Raw genomic sequence first — 15,730 nt, forward strand, 5'->3', positions numbered from 1 at the left:
GGACGCGTCCGGCTGAGTTCGAGAACGAAATCGAAGTGTTCGGATGAACTTGCAAATCAAGCTTTTCTGCGCATTATGTGGTAGGCTTGGGTGAAAACGCGCGCAAGGCCTTGCGCCGCTCGTTTCTCTTTGCTATCATATCTCTTCGCGTGTTTACCCAGTGATAAGCGGGCGGTTCGGAAATCCGTCCGATGTTTTACAAAGGAGCTAGATCATGGCAGTACCTAAGCAAAAAACGGGTCGTGCAAGCACCCATACTCGTCGCAGCGCTAACGATCGCATCGACGCACCTTCTCGTTCCGTGTGCCCGCAGTGCGGCGAAGTGAAGCTTCCGCATCGCGTGTGCCCGAACTGCGGCTTCTACAAGAACCGCGAAGTCATCGAGACCGAATAGCGGCTTGCGGGCTCGCCGAGTCCGACCTAGCTTCTTACATAGGCAAGCCTGGAGCCTCCCATATCCGTGCGCCCTTGCGCGCGGACGGGAGGCTTTTTCACGAGGTGGGTGCAATCGCGTCTGCCGGATAGGAGTTCACCTTGGGAAGGAAATCTCGCGAACTGGCCGCCGCTCGTGCTGCGGCCGAGGCGTTTCCCGGAACCGTTCTCGCAGTTGACGCCATGGGCGGCGACAACGCGCCCGGCGTCGTGCTCGAAGGCGTCGCAGCCGCGCTTGAGGCCGACCCTGCGCTCAAGATCGTTTTGTGCGGGCCCGACGAGGTGGTGACCCCGTTCGCCGCGAACCGCGACCGCTGCGAGGCGCACGTTACCACCCAGGTGATTGACATGGGCGAGCACCCCGCCCGCGCCGTGCGACAGAAGAAGGACTCCTCGATCGTGGTCGGCTGCCGCTTGGTGAAAGAAGGCCAGGCAGAGGGCTTCTTCTCCGCGGGGTCGACGGGCGCATGCCTCGCCGCTGCGACGCTTGTGGTCGGGCGCGTGAAGGGCGTGCAGCGCCCGGCTCTCGCCATGCCACTTCCCGCGCCGTCCCACCCGGTGCTTCTGTGCGACGTGGGCGCGAACGCCGACTGCAAGCCCGCTTACCTCGTCCAGTTCGCCCGCATGGCGGGCATCTACGCCGAGCGCATCTTGGGCATCCCGAACCCGCGCATCGGCCTTCTCAACATCGGCGAGGAGGAGGAAAAGGGCAACGACCTCGCGATTAAGACGCATGCGCTCATGGCTAAGCAGGTGCCGGGCTTTGCGGGCAACGCCGAGGGTCGCGATATTCTGACGGGCGATTTCGACGTCGTGGTGTGCGACGGCTTCACCGGCAACGTGACCCTCAAGTCCATCGAGGGCACATCGAAGGTGCTCTTCAAGATGGTGAAGGAAGCCATGATGTCCTCGGCGAAGGCGAAGATCGGCGCGCTCGCGCTCAAAAGCGAGCTCTACGAGCTGAAAGACCGCATGAGCGCCGACACCTACGGCGGCGCGCCGCTTCTGGGCTGCAAGGGCGCCGTCGTCGTCGGGCATGGCTCTTCGAACGCGAAGGCGGTGAAGAACGGCATCCTCGTGACCGCCCGCGCCGCCCGGGAGAACGTTTCTGAAATAATCGCGCAGACGCTCGCAGGCTCCGACGCAAATAATTCTGAACAGGTAGAATAAACGTTTAAGCAATCAGAAGACACGGTAATCGCAAGGTGGTCCGATATCAGCATGTCGATGACTGAAGAACAGCAGGAAAAGCTCGCACGCGCCCAGGAAATCTTGGGCTACGAATTCAAGCAGGAGCAGCTGCTCCTCTCGGCAATTACACACCCTTCGGCGACGGAGGGCCGTCCAGTCAAATACTCCTACGAGCGCCTGGAGTTCTTGGGCGACTCCATTGTGGGCGCCATCGTCGCGGCGATCGCGTTTGACAGCTTTCATGAAATCGACGAGGGCGGGCTCACCCGCATCAAGGTGGCGCTCGTCGCGGGCTCGAGCCTTTCGGATGTGGCTGCGAAGCTCGGATTCGCCGACATCATCGTGTTCGGCTCCTCCGAGACGGGCACGGGCAAGCGAGGCCTTCACTCCGCGCTCGAAAACGTCTACGAGGCGGTCGTTGCCGCGCTCTACCTTGACGGCGGCATCGACGCCGCAGTGAAGTTCGTGCGCCGCACGCTTATCCCGCATATGTCGCTCGATTTGGCCGCGCAGCCCGAAAACCCCAAGAGCGCCCTTCAGGAGAAGCTGCAGGAGGGCGGCATCACGCCGACTTACAAGCTCATCGAGACGCAGGGCCCGCCGCACGACCGCACGTTCGTCGCACAGGTCTATGCGGGTGACCAGGGACTTGCCCGTGGCACCGGCCGCACGAAGAAGGAGGCCGAGAGCCAGGCTGCGAAGAGCACGCTCGCGCGCCTCGGCGAGTTCTTCGGGCTCGGACTTACCGAGGAGGAGCGTGCCGCCAAGGAGGAGGCCGCGGCGCAGGCCAAGGCCGAGAAGGCAGCCGCCCGCGCTGCCGAGAAAGAAGCTGCAGCACATGCGAAGGCCGAGAAGGCCTCCGAGCGCGCCCGCATCAAAGCAGAGAAGGAAGCCGCACGCCTTCAGAAGAAACAGGGCTAGCGAATGCACCTCAAATCCCTCGTCCTCAAGGGCTTCAAGTCCTTTGCCGACCGAAGCGCGCTCACGCTCGAGCCGGGCATCACGGCGATCGTGGGCCCGAACGGATCGGGAAAATCGAACATCTCAGATGCCGTGCTGTGGGTGCTCGGCGAGCGCAACGCCAAGCATCTGCGCGGACAGGCCATGGAAGACGTCATCTTCGCCGGCTCCTCCGCCCGACGCGCGGCGGGGCTTGCAGAAGTCGACTTGGTGCTCGACAACTCCGACGGCACGCTTCCCGTCGACTACGACGAGGTCGCGATTACGCGCCGCATGTACCGTTCGGGCGAAAGCGAATACCTCATCAACGGCACGGTGGCGCGCCGCATGGACGTGCTCGACATCCTCCATGACTCGGGACTTGGGACGGGCACGCACTCGATCATCTCGCAGGGTAGCCTCGATTCTATTCTGCAATCGAAGCCTGAAGACCGCCGCGCGCTCATCGAAGAGGCCGCGGGAACGCTCAAGCACAAGCAGCGCAAGGCGAAAAGCGAGCGCAAGCTGGCCCAGATGGATCAGCATCTTGCGCGCGTGCGCGACGTGACCGCCGAGGTCGAACGTCAACTGAAGCCGCTCGAGCGCAAGGCGAAGCGCGCCCGCACCTACATCGGGCTTTCCGCCGAGCTCTCCGATCTGAAGCTCAAGCTTGCCGTCGATGACTTGCGACAGCTACAGGAAAAGCACGCCGCCGCCACGGCGCGCGAGGAAGCTGTTGCTGCCGAGCTCGAGGCGAAGCGCGCGGAGATTTCGACCGCGGAAGCTGCTGCCGAGGCACTGCAGGAGAAGATCCGCCAAGAGGGGGCAAGCGCCGGCGAGCTCACGCGTCAGCATCGCCAGGCTTCGAGCGCCGTTGAGCGCATCGAGTCCGCCGAGCTCGTCATGCGCGAGCGCAAGCGTGCAGCGACCTCCCGTGCGGGCGAGCTTGCGGTGTCGCTCGAGGCGAACGCCGCTCGTACAAAGACCGCCCAAGCCGACCTTGATGCGGCAAACGCCCAGCTTGCAAGCGTGCAGGCCGAGCGTGCGCAAGCTGAAGAAAAGGTGTCGCGGCTCGCTGCCGACCATGCGGACGTGACGTCGAGGCGCGCCGAGACCGAGAAGCGCGCGACCGAACTCGGCCGCGCGAGCCGCGATTTGGAATCGCGCATCAACTCGGCCCGCGCCAAGCACGCCGAGCTTAAAGAGGCCCTCACGAACGGGCTCGCGCACATGAAGATCATCGAGGGGCATACCCAAGAGCTTACCCTTCAGTTCGACCGCGCCCAGGCCGAGGCTTCCCAGGCGGAGGCCCATGCCCGAATGCTCGCCGAAGAGCTCTCGGCGCTCGAGCAGGTCGAGAAGGAATCCCGCATGCACGTGGGCGAGGCTGTGCGCGCTGCCGAGGAGGCACGTGCTGCCCGCGACGAGGCAAACGACGCCGAGCGCGCCTGCGCTGCCTCGATCGAAGCGTTGCGCGAAGTTGAGCGGGCATCCGCGAAGGCCCAGGGCCCCGCGCTCGAATGGCTTGCGAGCAACGCGGCTGCCTTCGATGCCGCAGTCGCGCCGCTTTCCCACGAAATCTCTGCTCCCGAAGGGCAGGAGGCGCTCGTCGAGCACCTTCTCGGCGCCGACGTGGCAGCGCTTCTTGTGGCTGACGGGTCGCATGCGGCAAGCATGGTCGCCGCGCTCGCCGCCGAAGGGAAAAACGGCGAGGTGACGCTCGTCTTGCGCGACGATGTGAACGGGGTTTCCACGCCTGACGCCTCAGCGCGTCCCGCAGGCGCCTTGGGCCGCGCGCTTCTTGCGGGTCTTTCGTTCCCCGAGTCGTCCGCTCGTGCGGTCCGCGCGCTCCTCGGCGATGTCGTCGTGTGCGAAAACCTTGAGGAGGCGCTTGCCGCCCATGAGGCCGACACGCTCGGCCTGCGCTTTGCCACGCCCGACGGGTGCATCGTGTGGCCGACGGGCAAGGTGGTTGCCGGCCGTCATGTCGACGATGGGGGACAGGGCGCCCTCGCTCGCGCCCGCCGTCTTGAGGAGCTTTCCCGTGAGCTTGTCGTCGCGAAGGAGGCGACGCAAAAGGCGAAGGAAGCTGCCGACGCCGCTGACGCCGCCCTGCGCACGGCGCAAGGGGAAAGCCTCGCAAAAAGCCAGGAGCTCGCTGCCGCCAAGGGCAAGTCGGACGCCGCGCGCGCCGCTGCCGACGCCGCCGCGCGCAAGCTCACTTCGACTCGCCATGAACTTGAGAACGTCGAGCGACAGCGCTCGGAGGCGGAGCAGGTTATCGCGAAGGCCCGTCCCGACGTGGAGGAGTATGCGCGCTTGGCCGACGAGCTCGGGCACGAGCTGGAAGGTGTGAAGGAAAGTCTTGCCGCCGCGCTTGACGCTGCCGCCCCCTTGCGCGATGCCGCCCAACAGGCAACCGATGCCCTCTCCGAGGCAAGGCTCGCCGCAGCGACGCTTGTGGAGCGCGAGACCTACACCGTCCGCGTCCGCGATGCGCGCGCGGGGGAGCTCGCCCAGCTCGCTGCCCAGGCGAAGACGCAGCGTTTGGCCCATCGCGCGAAGGAGCTTTCCGCATCCCGCATCGAGCCTCTGCTCGCGGTGTTCGAGGAGCTTGCGCAGAGCGCCCGCCGCTGGACGGTCGACTTGGAGGACAAGGCGACGCAGGCGCAGGATTCCCAGTCGGGGCTGCATGCCCAGGCGAACGAGGCGCGCTCGAAGGCGCGCGCGGCTCACGACGCCTACGACGCGGCCAGCGAGCGCATGAGCGCTGCGCGTGTGGACAAAGGACGTTTGGAGGTGCAGGTCGAGGCTGCGGTCAACGAGATTGTCCACGGCTGCCGCACGCCGCTCGAGACGGCGCTCGCATGCCCCGAGCTTGAGAACCGCCACGAAGTGGAGGACGCCGCCTTCAAGCTGCGCCGCCGCATCGCCAACTTAGGCACGATCAACCCCGATGCCGCTGACGAGTACGACGCGCTCAAGGTGCGCTACGACTATCTGGCGAGCCAGCTTGCCGACCTCGACGGCGCGCGCAAGGCGCTCGCGAAGATCAACCGCGTCATCGATGCGCGCATGAAGGACGATTTCGCGAGGACCTACGAGGCGGTGAACGCTAACTTCCAGGAAATCTTCTCCACGCTGTTCCCCGGCGGCACGGCGCATCTGTCCCTCGTCGACCCCGACGATATGGAGAACACGGGCGTGGAGGTCTCGGCGCAGCCGCGCGGCAAGCGCATCACGAAGATGTCGCTTATGTCCGGCGGCGAGAAGTCGCTCACCGCGATTGCGCTCCTGTTCGCGGTCTACCGCATCCGCACGACGCCGTTCTACATCTTGGACGAGGTCGAAGCGGCGCTCGACGACACGAACCTGCGCCGCCTCGTCGCGTTTGTGGAATCGCTTCGCGGCACCACGCAGCTCATCATGATCACGCACCAGCGTCGCACGATGGAGACTGCAGACGTGCTCTTCGGCGTCTCCATGCAGGCCGACGGCGTGACGAAGGTCGTAAGCCAGAAACTCGATAGGGCCCTGCAATACGCCGAGTAGCCGCATCGAGGGCGGGGAGGGCGCGCCAGATAGGGGAGGCACCCTCCGGCGCGCCCTCCGTATGTTTCGATCATGTTTCCTTGAATCGCCAGCTACCCATTCTTTACCTGCCTTTTTCCCGCCGTTGACGGTAAAAAGCGAATAAATAGTCCAAAAAATCCCCACTCGTGGCACGCGCGCGTGCTTTGCTGCGCTAAAGTGTATCGATACGAATTTCTAGCTGTTCTTAGGAATTCGTGGGAAAGCACGGTACAGGAAGCTGTGCGACGGCCCGTCGGCGAACGATCGGGTCGAAATGGGAAGGGAGAAATCCAATGGAAGAAAGCAAGCTGCAAGTCAGCAGGCGCCAGTTCATGGGCCTGCTCGGCACCGCTGTTGCGAGCACCGCCGTCATTGGCATGGCCGGCTGCTCGAGCAACTCCGGTTCCAGCGAGAAGAAGAGCGACTCGTCCGCTTCCGGCTCGGGCGTTGCCGAGAGCATCACCTACAGCCTCACCGCCGACCCGCGCGCTCTCGACCCGGCGTACTTCGACGACGGCGAATCCGCCATTGTTTCCTGCAACATCCATGAGGGCCTCTACGGCTACGGCGCGAAGGACGCGACGGTCCAGCCGCTGCTCGCCGCCGAGCTGCCGGAAATCTCCGACGACATGCTCACCTACACCATCAAGCTGCGCGAGGGCATCAAGTTCCATGACGGCGAGGAGTTCAACGCCGCTGCCGTCGTGAAGTCCGTCGAGCGCCTGCTCGAGCCGAACCGCAACTCCGACATGCCCTACGCCTCCTTCGTCTTCGGCGAGGAAGCCGCGAACTCGGGCGTGAAGACAGTCGAAGCCGTCGACGACAAGACCGTGAAGTTCACCATGCGCGCCGCGAACACGTCGTTCCTGAAGAATCTGGCCATGTGCCTCGCTTCCCCGATCGTGTCGCCGAAGGCCATCGACGATGCCGCCGGCAAGCCGATCGAGAAGCCCGTCGGCACCGGCCCCTACAAGTTCGTCGACTGGACGAAGTCCGCTTCCATCACCCTCGAGGCCAACGAGGACTACTGGGACAAGGACAACGCCCCGAAGACCAAGAACATCATCTTCAAGGTCATCGCCGAGGGCAACACCCGCATCACCTCGCTTCTGAACGGCGAGTGCGACATCATCTCCTCGGTCGACCCCTCTTCCGCCAACCAGATCATCGACGGCGGCTACGAGCTCTTCGCTGAGGACGGCATGACCATCAACTACATGGCGTTCAACACCGACGAGGGCGGCATCTGCGCCGACAAGGAAGTCCGCAAGGCCATCGCCCAGGCGATCAACGTCGAGGAAATGGTCACCGCTATCTACGGCGACTACGCTTCCGTCGCGAACTCCGTCATGCCGCTGTGGATGGCTCCCTACGACAAGGACATCAAGCAGACCGCGTACGACCCGGATGCTGCGAAGGCCACGCTTTCCGCGAAGGGCGTCACCGAGCTCACCTGCATCACCTACTCCACCGCCCGTCCCTACAACGCCAAGGGCGGCGTCGAGCTCGCCAACATGATCCAGGGCTACCTGGACAAGGTCGGCGTCAAGGTGAACATCACCCAGTACGACTGGACCACCTACAAGTCGAAGGTTCAGACCGATCCCTACGACATCTGCTTCTACGGCTGGACGGGCGACAACGGCGACCCGGACAACTTCATGAACCTGCTCGCGGACTCCAACAAGTCCATGAACGTGGCTCACTGGAACAACGCCGAGTACAAGAAGCTCATCGCCCAGGGCATCGACACGCCGGACGGCGACGACCGCGACGCGATCTACAAGAAGTGCGAGGAAATGGTCGCTGAGGAGCAGCCGTGGGTGCTCATCTCCCATGGTAAGAACCTGCTCGGCTACAGCCCGAAGGTGAAGGACTTCTACTATCACCCGACGGGAGTCGTCTTCTTCAAGGGCGTTTCCAAGGAAGCGTAGAACCGTTTCCCTGAGTTTTGCCCTTTTCCGGGGCGCGCAAGCGGGTTGTCCGCTTCGCGCGCCCCGTTTTGCGCAGAGGTGCGGCTTGCCTGGAGTCGAATGACGGGGATTCGCTTCCAGGCAGGATCCGCAACCTGCGTCTTTACAGCCCCGAGTCAGACGAGACGGGGCTCTTTCGAAAGGAACAAGGTGCTCAAATACATCCTCAAGAGAATCCTTATGGTGATTCCCGTGCTGCTGGGTGTGACGATCATCATCTTCTTCATCACGCGCGTCTTGGCGTCCGACCCTGCTCCCGTCGTTCTCGGCGAGCATGCGACGCCCGAGGCGATGGCCGCGTGGCGGGCTGACTACGGACTCGATGATCCGATCTGGATGCAGTACGTCAACTTCTTGGTGTCGGCGATCCAAGGCGACCTGGGTACGTCGTACTACACGCACACCTCCGTCGCGGCCGAGATCGCGTCACGCTTCCCGGCAACGGCCGAACTCGCCATCTGCGCCATCATCGTCGCATCGGTATGCGGCATCGCGCTCGGCGTGCTCGCCGCGGTGAAGAAGAACAAGCTCGCCGACAACGTGAGCATGGTTATCGCGCTCATCGGCGTGTCGATGCCGATTTTCTGGTCCGGCATCCTGCTTATCTTGCTGTTCTCGGCGACGCTGCACATCCTGCCGTCGTCCGGCCGCGTGACGCCGCTTCTCCAGCCGACGGGCGGCACGGGCTTCTTCATCCTCGATACGATCATGAAGGGCGACTGGACCGCGCTCGGCGACGTGCTCGTGCACCTCATCCTGCCGACGCTCGCGCTGTCGCTGTACTCTATGGCGATCATCACGCGCATGACGCGCTCCTCCATGCTCGAAACGTTGAATGCCGACTACATCCGCACTGCTCGTGCGAAGGGTTTGACCAAGCGCTCGGTGAACATCAAGCACGCGCTGCGCAACGCGATGCTGCCCGTCTCCACCGTCATCGGCCTGCAGTTCGGCAGCCTTCTCGGCGGCGCGCTGCTCACCGAAACGGTGTTCGCATGGCCGGGCATCGGCAAATACGCTGTCGACTGCGTGCTCAAGAGCGACTTCCCGGTGGTGCAGGGCATCGTACTGCTCGTCGCGGTCATCTTCGTCATCATGAACCTGCTTGTCGACATCGTCTACGCATGGCTTGATCCCCGCATCAAGTACGGTGCGAAGGAAGAGGGGTGATCGAGATGAGCAAGAAAACGGTTCTCGCGACCGAAGGCGCCGGCGAACTCGATTCGAACGCCGCAGCAGCGCCTGTGGTTGAAAAGCGCGAGAGCATCTGGAAGGACGTCATCGACGGCATCGTCTCCAACAAGGCGGCGCTCGTGTCGGCCATCTTCATCCTCGTTCTCGTGGTCATCGCCGTTGTGACGAAGCTCGTTCCCGGCGTGCTGCCCTACGATCCCTACGAGCAGAACCTCGCGCATTCCGCGCAGGGCCCTTCGGCCGAGCACTGGTTCGGCACCGACCTTCAGGGCCGCGACATCTTCAGCCGCGTGCTCGTCGGCACCCAGATTACCCTCGTCGTCGGCCTGGCGGCCGTGGCCATCTCGCTGTCGCTCGGCGTCGTTCTGGGCGCGATCGCCGGCTACAAGGGCGGGAAATGGGACACGGTCATCATGCGCATCATGGACATGATGCTCTCCATCCCGTCGATCCTGCTCGCCATCGCCATCATGGCTGCGCTCGGCCAGGGCATCGAGAAGGCGGTTGTGGCCATCGGCTTCGTCGCCATTCCCGAATATGCGCGTATCGTGCGCTCCGAGATCCTCTCCATCAAGGAGAACGACTACGTCGCCGCCGCGCGCGTCATGGGCAACTCGAACTTCGCCATCGTGTTCCGCCATGTGCTCCCGAACGCGCTGCCCTCGATCATCGTCCGCGCGACGCTCGGCATCTCGTCGGCCATCCTCGACTGCGCGGCCCTCGGCTTCTTGGGCCTTGGCGTGCAGCCGCCCGACGCCGAATGGGGCGACATGCTCGGCCGTGGTCGCAACGAGTTGTTCCGCGCGCCGTGGCTCATGATCTTCCCCGGCCTCGCCATCACCCTCACCGTGCTCGCGTTCAACCTGCTCGGTGACGGCATCCGCGACGGCCTTGACCCCAAGTCGAGAAAGAGGTAGTCACATGTTGCTTGAAGTGAAGAACCTCTGCACTGAGTTCCCCGTCAAGCGCGGCGTCGTCCGCGCCGTCGACGACGTGACGTTCTCGGTCGACGAAGGGGAGATCCTCGCCATCGTGGGCGAATCCGGCTCGGGCAAGTCGGTCACGAGCCTGTCGATTATGGGCCTTCTGGCCGAACCCGGCCACGTCGCCGGCGGCTCGATGGAGTTCGACGGCAAGGACCTGACGACGCTCTCCGAGAAGGAATACCGCGAGATGCGCGGCAACGACATGGCCATGATTTTCCAGGAGCCCATGACGTCGCTCAACCCCGTGTACCGCATCGGCGACCAGATCGTCGAGGCCATTCGCACGCACGAGAAGATTTCCGAGAAGGAAGCGCTCACGCGCGCGATCGACCTTCTGCGCAAGGTCGGTATCCCGAGCCCTGAGGCCCGCGTGCGCGACTATCCGCACCAGATGTCGGGCGGCATGCGCCAGCGCGTCATGATCGCCATGGCGCTTGCGTGCAACCCCAAGCTTCTCATTGCCGACGAGCCCACCACGGCGCTCGATGTGACCATCCAGGCGCAGATCCTCGACCTTCTGCGCCGCTTGCGCGACGACACCGGCATGGCCGTGCTGCTCATCACGCACGATTTGGGCGTCGTGTCGGAAACCGCCGATCGCGTCGTCGTCATGTACTGCGGCCAGGTCGTGGAAGAAGCCGAGGTGCGCTCGCTGTTCGACAACCCTATGCACCCCTATACGCTCGGCCTTCTGAAGTCGATTCCCCGTTTGGAAGACGACGATTCGAAGCGCCTCTACATGATCAAGGGCATGGTGCCGAATCCGCTCGAGATGCCTCCCGGATGCCATTTCTCCGACCGCTGCGACAACTGTATGCAGATTTGCCGCGAGAAGGTGCCCGACCTGGTGCAGGTGGGCGACCACAAGGTACGCTGCTTCCTCTATGAGGAGGAATCGGGCAAGGCGAAGAACGCCGCCGAGGTCGAGAAGAACGAGGAAAAGGCTCGCGCAGCCGTCGAGGCAGCGCGCGAGGTGAGCACTGCCGCCGCTCTCATCATGGGCGACGAGACGCAGGAAGCAGAGGAGGGAAAAGCCGATGAGCGATAACGCTGCCCAGAAGCCCGCTGCCGACAGCGCGGCGGATTCCGATGTATTGCTCGATGTGCAGCACCTGACGAAGCTGTTCGCCGCCGAAACCAACTTCTTCGGCAAAGCGACGTCGTACGTGCACGCCGTCGACGACGTGTCGTTCCAGATTAAGAGGGGCGAGGCGTTCGGCCTCGTCGGCGAATCCGGTTGCGGCAAGACGACGGTCGGCAAGATGCTCGTGAACCTGCTCAAGCCCACGAGCGGCAAGATCATCTTCGAGGGCAAAGACCTCACCGCGATGAAGGATTCCGAGCGCAAGAACTACTGCAAGGACATCCAGCTCATCTTCCAGGACCCGTATGCGTCGCTCAATCCGCGCATGCGCATCGGCGACATCATCGCCGAGCCGATGATCACGAACAACATCGTGCCGAAGGATAAGGTTGAGGACCGTGTGAACGAGCTGCTCGAATGCGTCGGCCTTGCGAACTACATGCGCAATCGCTATCCGCACGAGTTCTCCGGCGGCCAGCGCCAACGCGTTGGTATTGCCCGCGCGCTCGCCGTGAACCCCAAGCTCATCGTTTGCGATGAGCCCGTGTCCGCGCTCGACGTCTCCATTCAGGCTCAGGTTCTCAACTTGCTCGACGATCTTAAAGAGGAGTTCGGCTTAACTTACCTGTTCATCGCGCATGGCTTAAACGTCGTGAAGCATGTTTCCGATCGCGTGGGTGTCATGTATTTGGGCAAGATCATGGAGATTGCCCCGAAGCGCTCGCTGTATGCCGACCCGTTGTCCCCCTACACGCAGGCGCTGCTTTCCGCTATCCCCGCGGTCGATCCGAAATCGAAGCGCGAGCGCATCATCTTGCAAGGTGATGTTCCCTCCCCGATTGACCCGCCCCCGGGATGCCGTTTCGCGGGCCGCTGCTTCAAACGCCTCGGCGTATGCGGGAACTCGGTTCCCGAGCTGCGCGAGGTGAAGGAAAACCATCGGTGCGCCTGCCACCTGTACGACCCCGAGCTTCCTCCAACGGAGGAGATGACTCGCGCGGTTCGTTAGTTCGCCGTTTCCGCCTACGTGTTGTCAACGCCCTCGGCATTTTCGGATGTCGGGGGCGTTTCTTTGCTATGCTGTGTTGCAGAAGATTCCGAGGCGCTTCGCCTGCCTCTTCGTTTTCCTGAAAGGATTGACCATGGGCTTTTTCGATCGCATCAGCGAGGGTCTTTCGCGCTCGCGCGACAAATTCAAGGAGCAGATGAACGTCCTGCTCGACCGCGGGCCGGACTTGGACGACGAGTTTTGGGACGGGCTCGAGGAGACGCTCATCTTAAGCGATGTCGGCGCCCCCGCGGCGAGCTCCATCGTGGAGAACCTGCGCGACCAGGCGACGCGCAAGGCGCTTCCCGACGCCTACGCCGTGCTCGATATGCTCAACGAGCAGATCGCGAGCACGTTCACCGAGGGCGGGGAAGAGGTCTTCGGCGGCGAGCCCGCGCTTGTGCTTTTCGTGGGCATCAACGGCACGGGTAAGACGACGACCGTCGGCAAGCTTGCCAAGGAGGCCTCCGATGCGGGCCGCAACGTCATCTTGGGCAGCGCAGACACCTTCCGCGCTGCTGCGATCGAGCAGCTCGAGGTCTGGGCGCGCCGTGCCGATGTCGAGGTTGTCGAGCGCGAGCGGGGGAGCGACCCTGCAAGCGTGTGCTACGCCACGATCGAGCGTGCGGAGGAAACGGGTGCGGATCTGGTGCTTATCGACACCGCAGGTCGTCTGCACACCTCTGCCGATCTTATGCGCGAGCTCGAGAAGGTTGTGAACGTTGTGCGCAAGCGCTCGCAGCTGCCAGTCTACACCGTGCTCGTCATCGATGCGACGACCGGCCAAAACGGCCTGCAGCAGGCGCGCGAGTTCAACAACTCGCTTTCCCTCGACGGCATCGTCGTTACCAAGCTCGACGGTACGGCGAAGGGCGGCATCGCTCTTGCCGTGAGCCACGAGCTTGAGCTTCCCGTGCTGAAGATCGGCGTGGGCGAGGGCATGGACGATTTGAAGGATTTCGACCCGCACGACTTCGCACGCGCCCTTGTGGGAGACTTCGACGAGCGCGAGGCGTAGCGGCCTTCACGCTTCGGCATCTGATGCGTGCCAACCTCGGTAGCACGTTCCATTCTTGCGAATCAAAAAAACGCTCGGCCCTTGCGGACCGAGCGTTTTTTCATGCAAACAAGGTTGTTCTGAGATTACTTAGAACAGGCCGTTGTAGCAAGAGTTGGCGACGACCTGGGCGGCCATAGCGCGGCTGAGCACGGTGTCGGCCTGGATGTAGCGGGTGCCCTCAACGTCGACGCCGGAGATGACGCCTTCGTTCAGAGCCCATGCAACGCCCTCGGTTGCCCAAACGGCAACGCCTTCAGCATCCGGCATGGCATTGAGCTTATCCATGGAGGGATTCTCGGCCCCGAAGAGGCGGGAGAGGATGACGCACATGGTCTGGCGATCGCACGGGGTGTTCGGCTGGAACTCTTTGCCGTCAACGCCGGTGATGATTCCCTCGGCGACAGCCCAGTTGGCAGCCGGGGTGTAGAACTTGCCGTCCTCGACGTCGGGCAAATTGGTCTCGTTCTTCACGTTCGTGAAGTCAGCGGAAGCGGCGTCGGGATTCATGATGCGATACAGGACGGTGGCGAACTCAGCGCGGGTGAGAGCGTTGCTCGGCCCGAAGAGGTCGGTGTCGGCATAGCCGGTCATGAACCCGGTGAAGTTGCAGAACGTGACGGCATCCTCATACCAGGACTTTGCTTCGACGTCGGAGAAGATCTTCGACGCATGGGTGGTCTGCAGGTTCACGGTGACAACGCCGGTGGCAAGACGCCAGCCAGGAGCGTTGATGGAACCGTTCTCGTCAGCCTTCCAGCCGCGGAAGACCTTTGCGAGGGGGTAGGTGTTCATGTTGGCGGCAGCAGCCTGCGCGGTGTCGCTCACAACTTCGATAGTGGATTTCTGGGAGCCGTAGGTGAACGCGAGGATTGCCGGGGTCGCAACGGCGTCGGTGATGTTGTTCACCTCAGAGGGGGACTGGTTGGGGTAGAACAGGTTCTGCTCGGCAATTTCCTCGAAGGTGGGCTGGTTCTTCCCGTAAAGGCCGTCGGTGCAGATGAACTGCAGGTTGGAGCCTTCAGTCCAGTACTGGTCGATGCCGGCATCCTTCAGAAGGTCGGCGAAGGTGATGTAGTCGGTAGCGGCGTAGCCCACGACAGAGCCGTGGTTGGACTGCTGGTAGTACTGCGTGTCGGTGGAGAGCTTCGATACCAGTTCAGCCATCGTGTAGGACTTCACGGGCAGGCCGTTGATCTGCACGTTCAGAATCTTGTCGGTGATGGGGAAGGTGCCCTTGACCTGGCCGACGTAGTTGCCGATGCCGGTGATGGTGAAGCTGGCGGTGCCGGCATTCACGTTGTCGGCGTACTCGATCGTGTAGTCGGTGTCCTTGGCGAGGAGGTTGCCTTCCTGGTCGGACACGGTGATCGGGGTGATGGCGCTGCCGGTGTAGTACTGGGTGTCGGTGCCGTTGATCGTGCAGTTGGAGATGCTGTTCACGGTCACGCCAGCCGGCGCCTTGACCGTGATGGCGACCACGCTGCCGGTAAGACGCCAGCCAGCGTCGATGACGGCGCCTTCCTCGGAGGAGGACAGGTCGCGGGCGATGCCGATGCCAACCTTGGTGGAGTCGCCGGCCTTGTTGTCCTTGGTGATGGTGCCATCAAGCTGGGAAAGCGCAGCGGCGAGCGCGTCAGCGGAAGTCTCGCCAGCGGTCGTCGAGCTCTTGTACCAGCCAGGAATCGCGATGCCTGCGGGAACCTCGATGGCGCCCGAGACGTCGGTAACCTCGGTGTTGGAACGATTCGGGTAGAAGTAGCCCGGCTCGTTGAGCTGCTCGTAGCTCGGCACGTTCTTCTTGTACACGCCGTCGGTGCAGGTGAACTGCAGCTTGGCGCCTTCCTTCCAGTATGCGGAAGCGCCAGCGTCGGCGATGAGCTTGTCGAACTCGACCATCTTCTTGACGGCGAGAACGTTGATGATGTTGTTCTTGCCGTACTGGTAGCCTGCATCCACCTCGGTCGCGAGAGCCGCGAACTCGTCGGCGGTGTAGGTCTTCATGAGTGCGGTGTTGCCCGCCTCATCCTCGACGTAGACAGCCATCGTGCCATCGGCGGCAGTTGACGTGTCTCCCTTTCCATCGAGACCGAATGCAAGGCTTGGCAGTGCAAATGCCGTGGCGAGCACGAATGCAAGCGCAACATGCCAGGCCTTCTTGGCGTTCGATAACATGGAAACCTCCTTTTCCTTCTTTCTATTTCCCTACTCCTATATTCCAAAACCCGAATAAACAGGTTTGTGGATAGTATA

The 15,730-nt window shown here is 62.9% G+C and carries 11 protein-coding genes; 10 read left to right on the forward strand and 1 reads right to left on the reverse strand.

Features of this window, described 5'->3' with window-relative positions; genetic code table 11:
• Positions 1-214: 214 nt before the first annotated feature.
• The 10 genes from rpmF (at position 215) to ftsY (ending at position 13,438) form a co-directional block, all read left to right on the forward strand.
• Positions 215-394 (forward strand): 50S ribosomal protein L32, encoded by a 180-nt coding sequence (rpmF, locus tag ACMRQN_RS00215; RefSeq protein WP_158049213.1) that lies wholly within the window; start codon positions 215-217, stop codon positions 392-394.
• A gap of 161 nt (positions 395-555) precedes the next feature.
• On the forward strand, positions 556-1,602 hold the full coding sequence (plsX, locus tag ACMRQN_RS00220) for a phosphate acyltransferase PlsX (protein ID WP_418733373.1): 1,047 nt from the start codon (positions 556-558) through the stop codon (positions 1,600-1,602).
• A gap of 51 nt (positions 1,603-1,653) precedes the next feature.
• Positions 1,654-2,544 (forward strand): ribonuclease III, encoded by an 891-nt coding sequence (gene rnc, locus ACMRQN_RS00225; protein ID WP_296058594.1) that lies wholly within the window; start codon positions 1,654-1,656, stop codon positions 2,542-2,544.
• Positions 2,545-2,547: 3 nt separating this feature from the next.
• Positions 2,548-6,114 (forward strand): chromosome segregation protein SMC, encoded by a 3,567-nt coding sequence (gene smc / locus ACMRQN_RS00230; RefSeq protein ID WP_418733312.1) that lies wholly within the window; start codon positions 2,548-2,550, stop codon positions 6,112-6,114.
• 314 nt (positions 6,115-6,428) lie between these two features.
• Positions 6,429-8,069 carry an ABC transporter substrate-binding protein gene (locus ACMRQN_RS00235; RefSeq protein WP_418733313.1) on the forward strand — a complete coding sequence of 547 codons (1,641 nt, stop codon included), beginning with the start codon at positions 6,429-6,431 and terminating at the stop codon, positions 8,067-8,069.
• A 189-nt stretch (positions 8,070-8,258) separates the two neighbouring features.
• A complete protein-coding gene (locus ACMRQN_RS00240; RefSeq protein WP_418733314.1) occupies positions 8,259-9,278 on the forward strand; it encodes an ABC transporter permease in 1,020 nt (339 codons plus the stop codon).
• A 5-nt stretch (positions 9,279-9,283) separates the two neighbouring features.
• Positions 9,284-10,219 carry a nickel transporter permease gene (nikC, locus tag ACMRQN_RS00245; protein ID WP_297149869.1) on the forward strand — a complete coding sequence of 312 codons (936 nt, stop codon included), beginning with the start codon at positions 9,284-9,286 and terminating at the stop codon, positions 10,217-10,219.
• A 4-nt stretch (positions 10,220-10,223) separates the two neighbouring features.
• On the forward strand, positions 10,224-11,336 hold the full coding sequence (locus ACMRQN_RS00250) for an ABC transporter ATP-binding protein (RefSeq protein ID WP_418733315.1): 1,113 nt from the start codon (positions 10,224-10,226) through the stop codon (positions 11,334-11,336).
• Positions 11,326-12,381, forward strand: a complete 1,056-nt coding sequence (locus ACMRQN_RS00255) for an ABC transporter ATP-binding protein (RefSeq protein ID WP_418733316.1) — start codon at positions 11,326-11,328, stop codon at positions 12,379-12,381. The genes ACMRQN_RS00250 and ACMRQN_RS00255 overlap by 11 nt, the downstream gene beginning before the upstream one ends.
• Positions 12,382-12,514: 133 nt before the next feature.
• Entirely contained in the window at positions 12,515-13,438 is a 924-nt protein-coding gene (gene ftsY / locus ACMRQN_RS00260; RefSeq protein WP_296058609.1) for a signal recognition particle-docking protein FtsY, read from the forward strand.
• Positions 13,439-13,567: 129 nt separating this feature from the next.
• On the opposite strand, the gene ACMRQN_RS00265 is transcribed toward ftsY, so the two are convergent.
• Complete coding sequence (locus ACMRQN_RS00265; RefSeq protein WP_418733317.1) at positions 13,568-15,652, reverse strand: S-layer homology domain-containing protein; 2,085 nt, start codon at positions 15,650-15,652, stop codon at positions 13,568-13,570.
• Between the last annotated feature and the right edge of the window lie 78 nt (positions 15,653-15,730).

This window comes from Ellagibacter sp., assembly GCF_048412355.1.
Taxonomy (GTDB): Bacteria; Actinomycetota; Coriobacteriia; order Coriobacteriales; family Eggerthellaceae; genus Ellagibacter.

Bases quoted from the DNA above. Each gene is read 5' to 3' on its own strand.
- rpmF (WP_158049213.1), top strand. From the start codon at position 215: ATGGCAGTACCTAAGCAAAAAACGGGTCGTGCAAGCACCCATACTCGT.
- ACMRQN_RS00255 (WP_418733316.1), top strand. From the start codon at position 11,326: ATGAGCGATAACGCTGCCCAGAAGCCCGCTGCCGACAGCGCGGCGGAT.
- smc (WP_418733312.1), top strand. From the start codon at position 2,548: ATGCACCTCAAATCCCTCGTCCTCAAGGGCTTCAAGTCCTTTGCCGAC.
- ACMRQN_RS00235 (WP_418733313.1), top strand. From the start codon at position 6,429: ATGGAAGAAAGCAAGCTGCAAGTCAGCAGGCGCCAGTTCATGGGCCTG.
- ACMRQN_RS00265 (WP_418733317.1), bottom strand. From the start codon at position 15,652: ATGTTATCGAACGCCAAGAAGGCCTGGCATGTTGCGCTTGCATTCGTG.
- ACMRQN_RS00250 (WP_418733315.1), top strand. From the start codon at position 10,224: ATGTTGCTTGAAGTGAAGAACCTCTGCACTGAGTTCCCCGTCAAGCGC.
- ftsY (WP_296058609.1), top strand. From the start codon at position 12,515: ATGGGCTTTTTCGATCGCATCAGCGAGGGTCTTTCGCGCTCGCGCGAC.
- rnc (WP_296058594.1), top strand. From the start codon at position 1,654: ATGTCGATGACTGAAGAACAGCAGGAAAAGCTCGCACGCGCCCAGGAA.
- nikC (WP_297149869.1), top strand. From the start codon at position 9,284: ATGAGCAAGAAAACGGTTCTCGCGACCGAAGGCGCCGGCGAACTCGAT.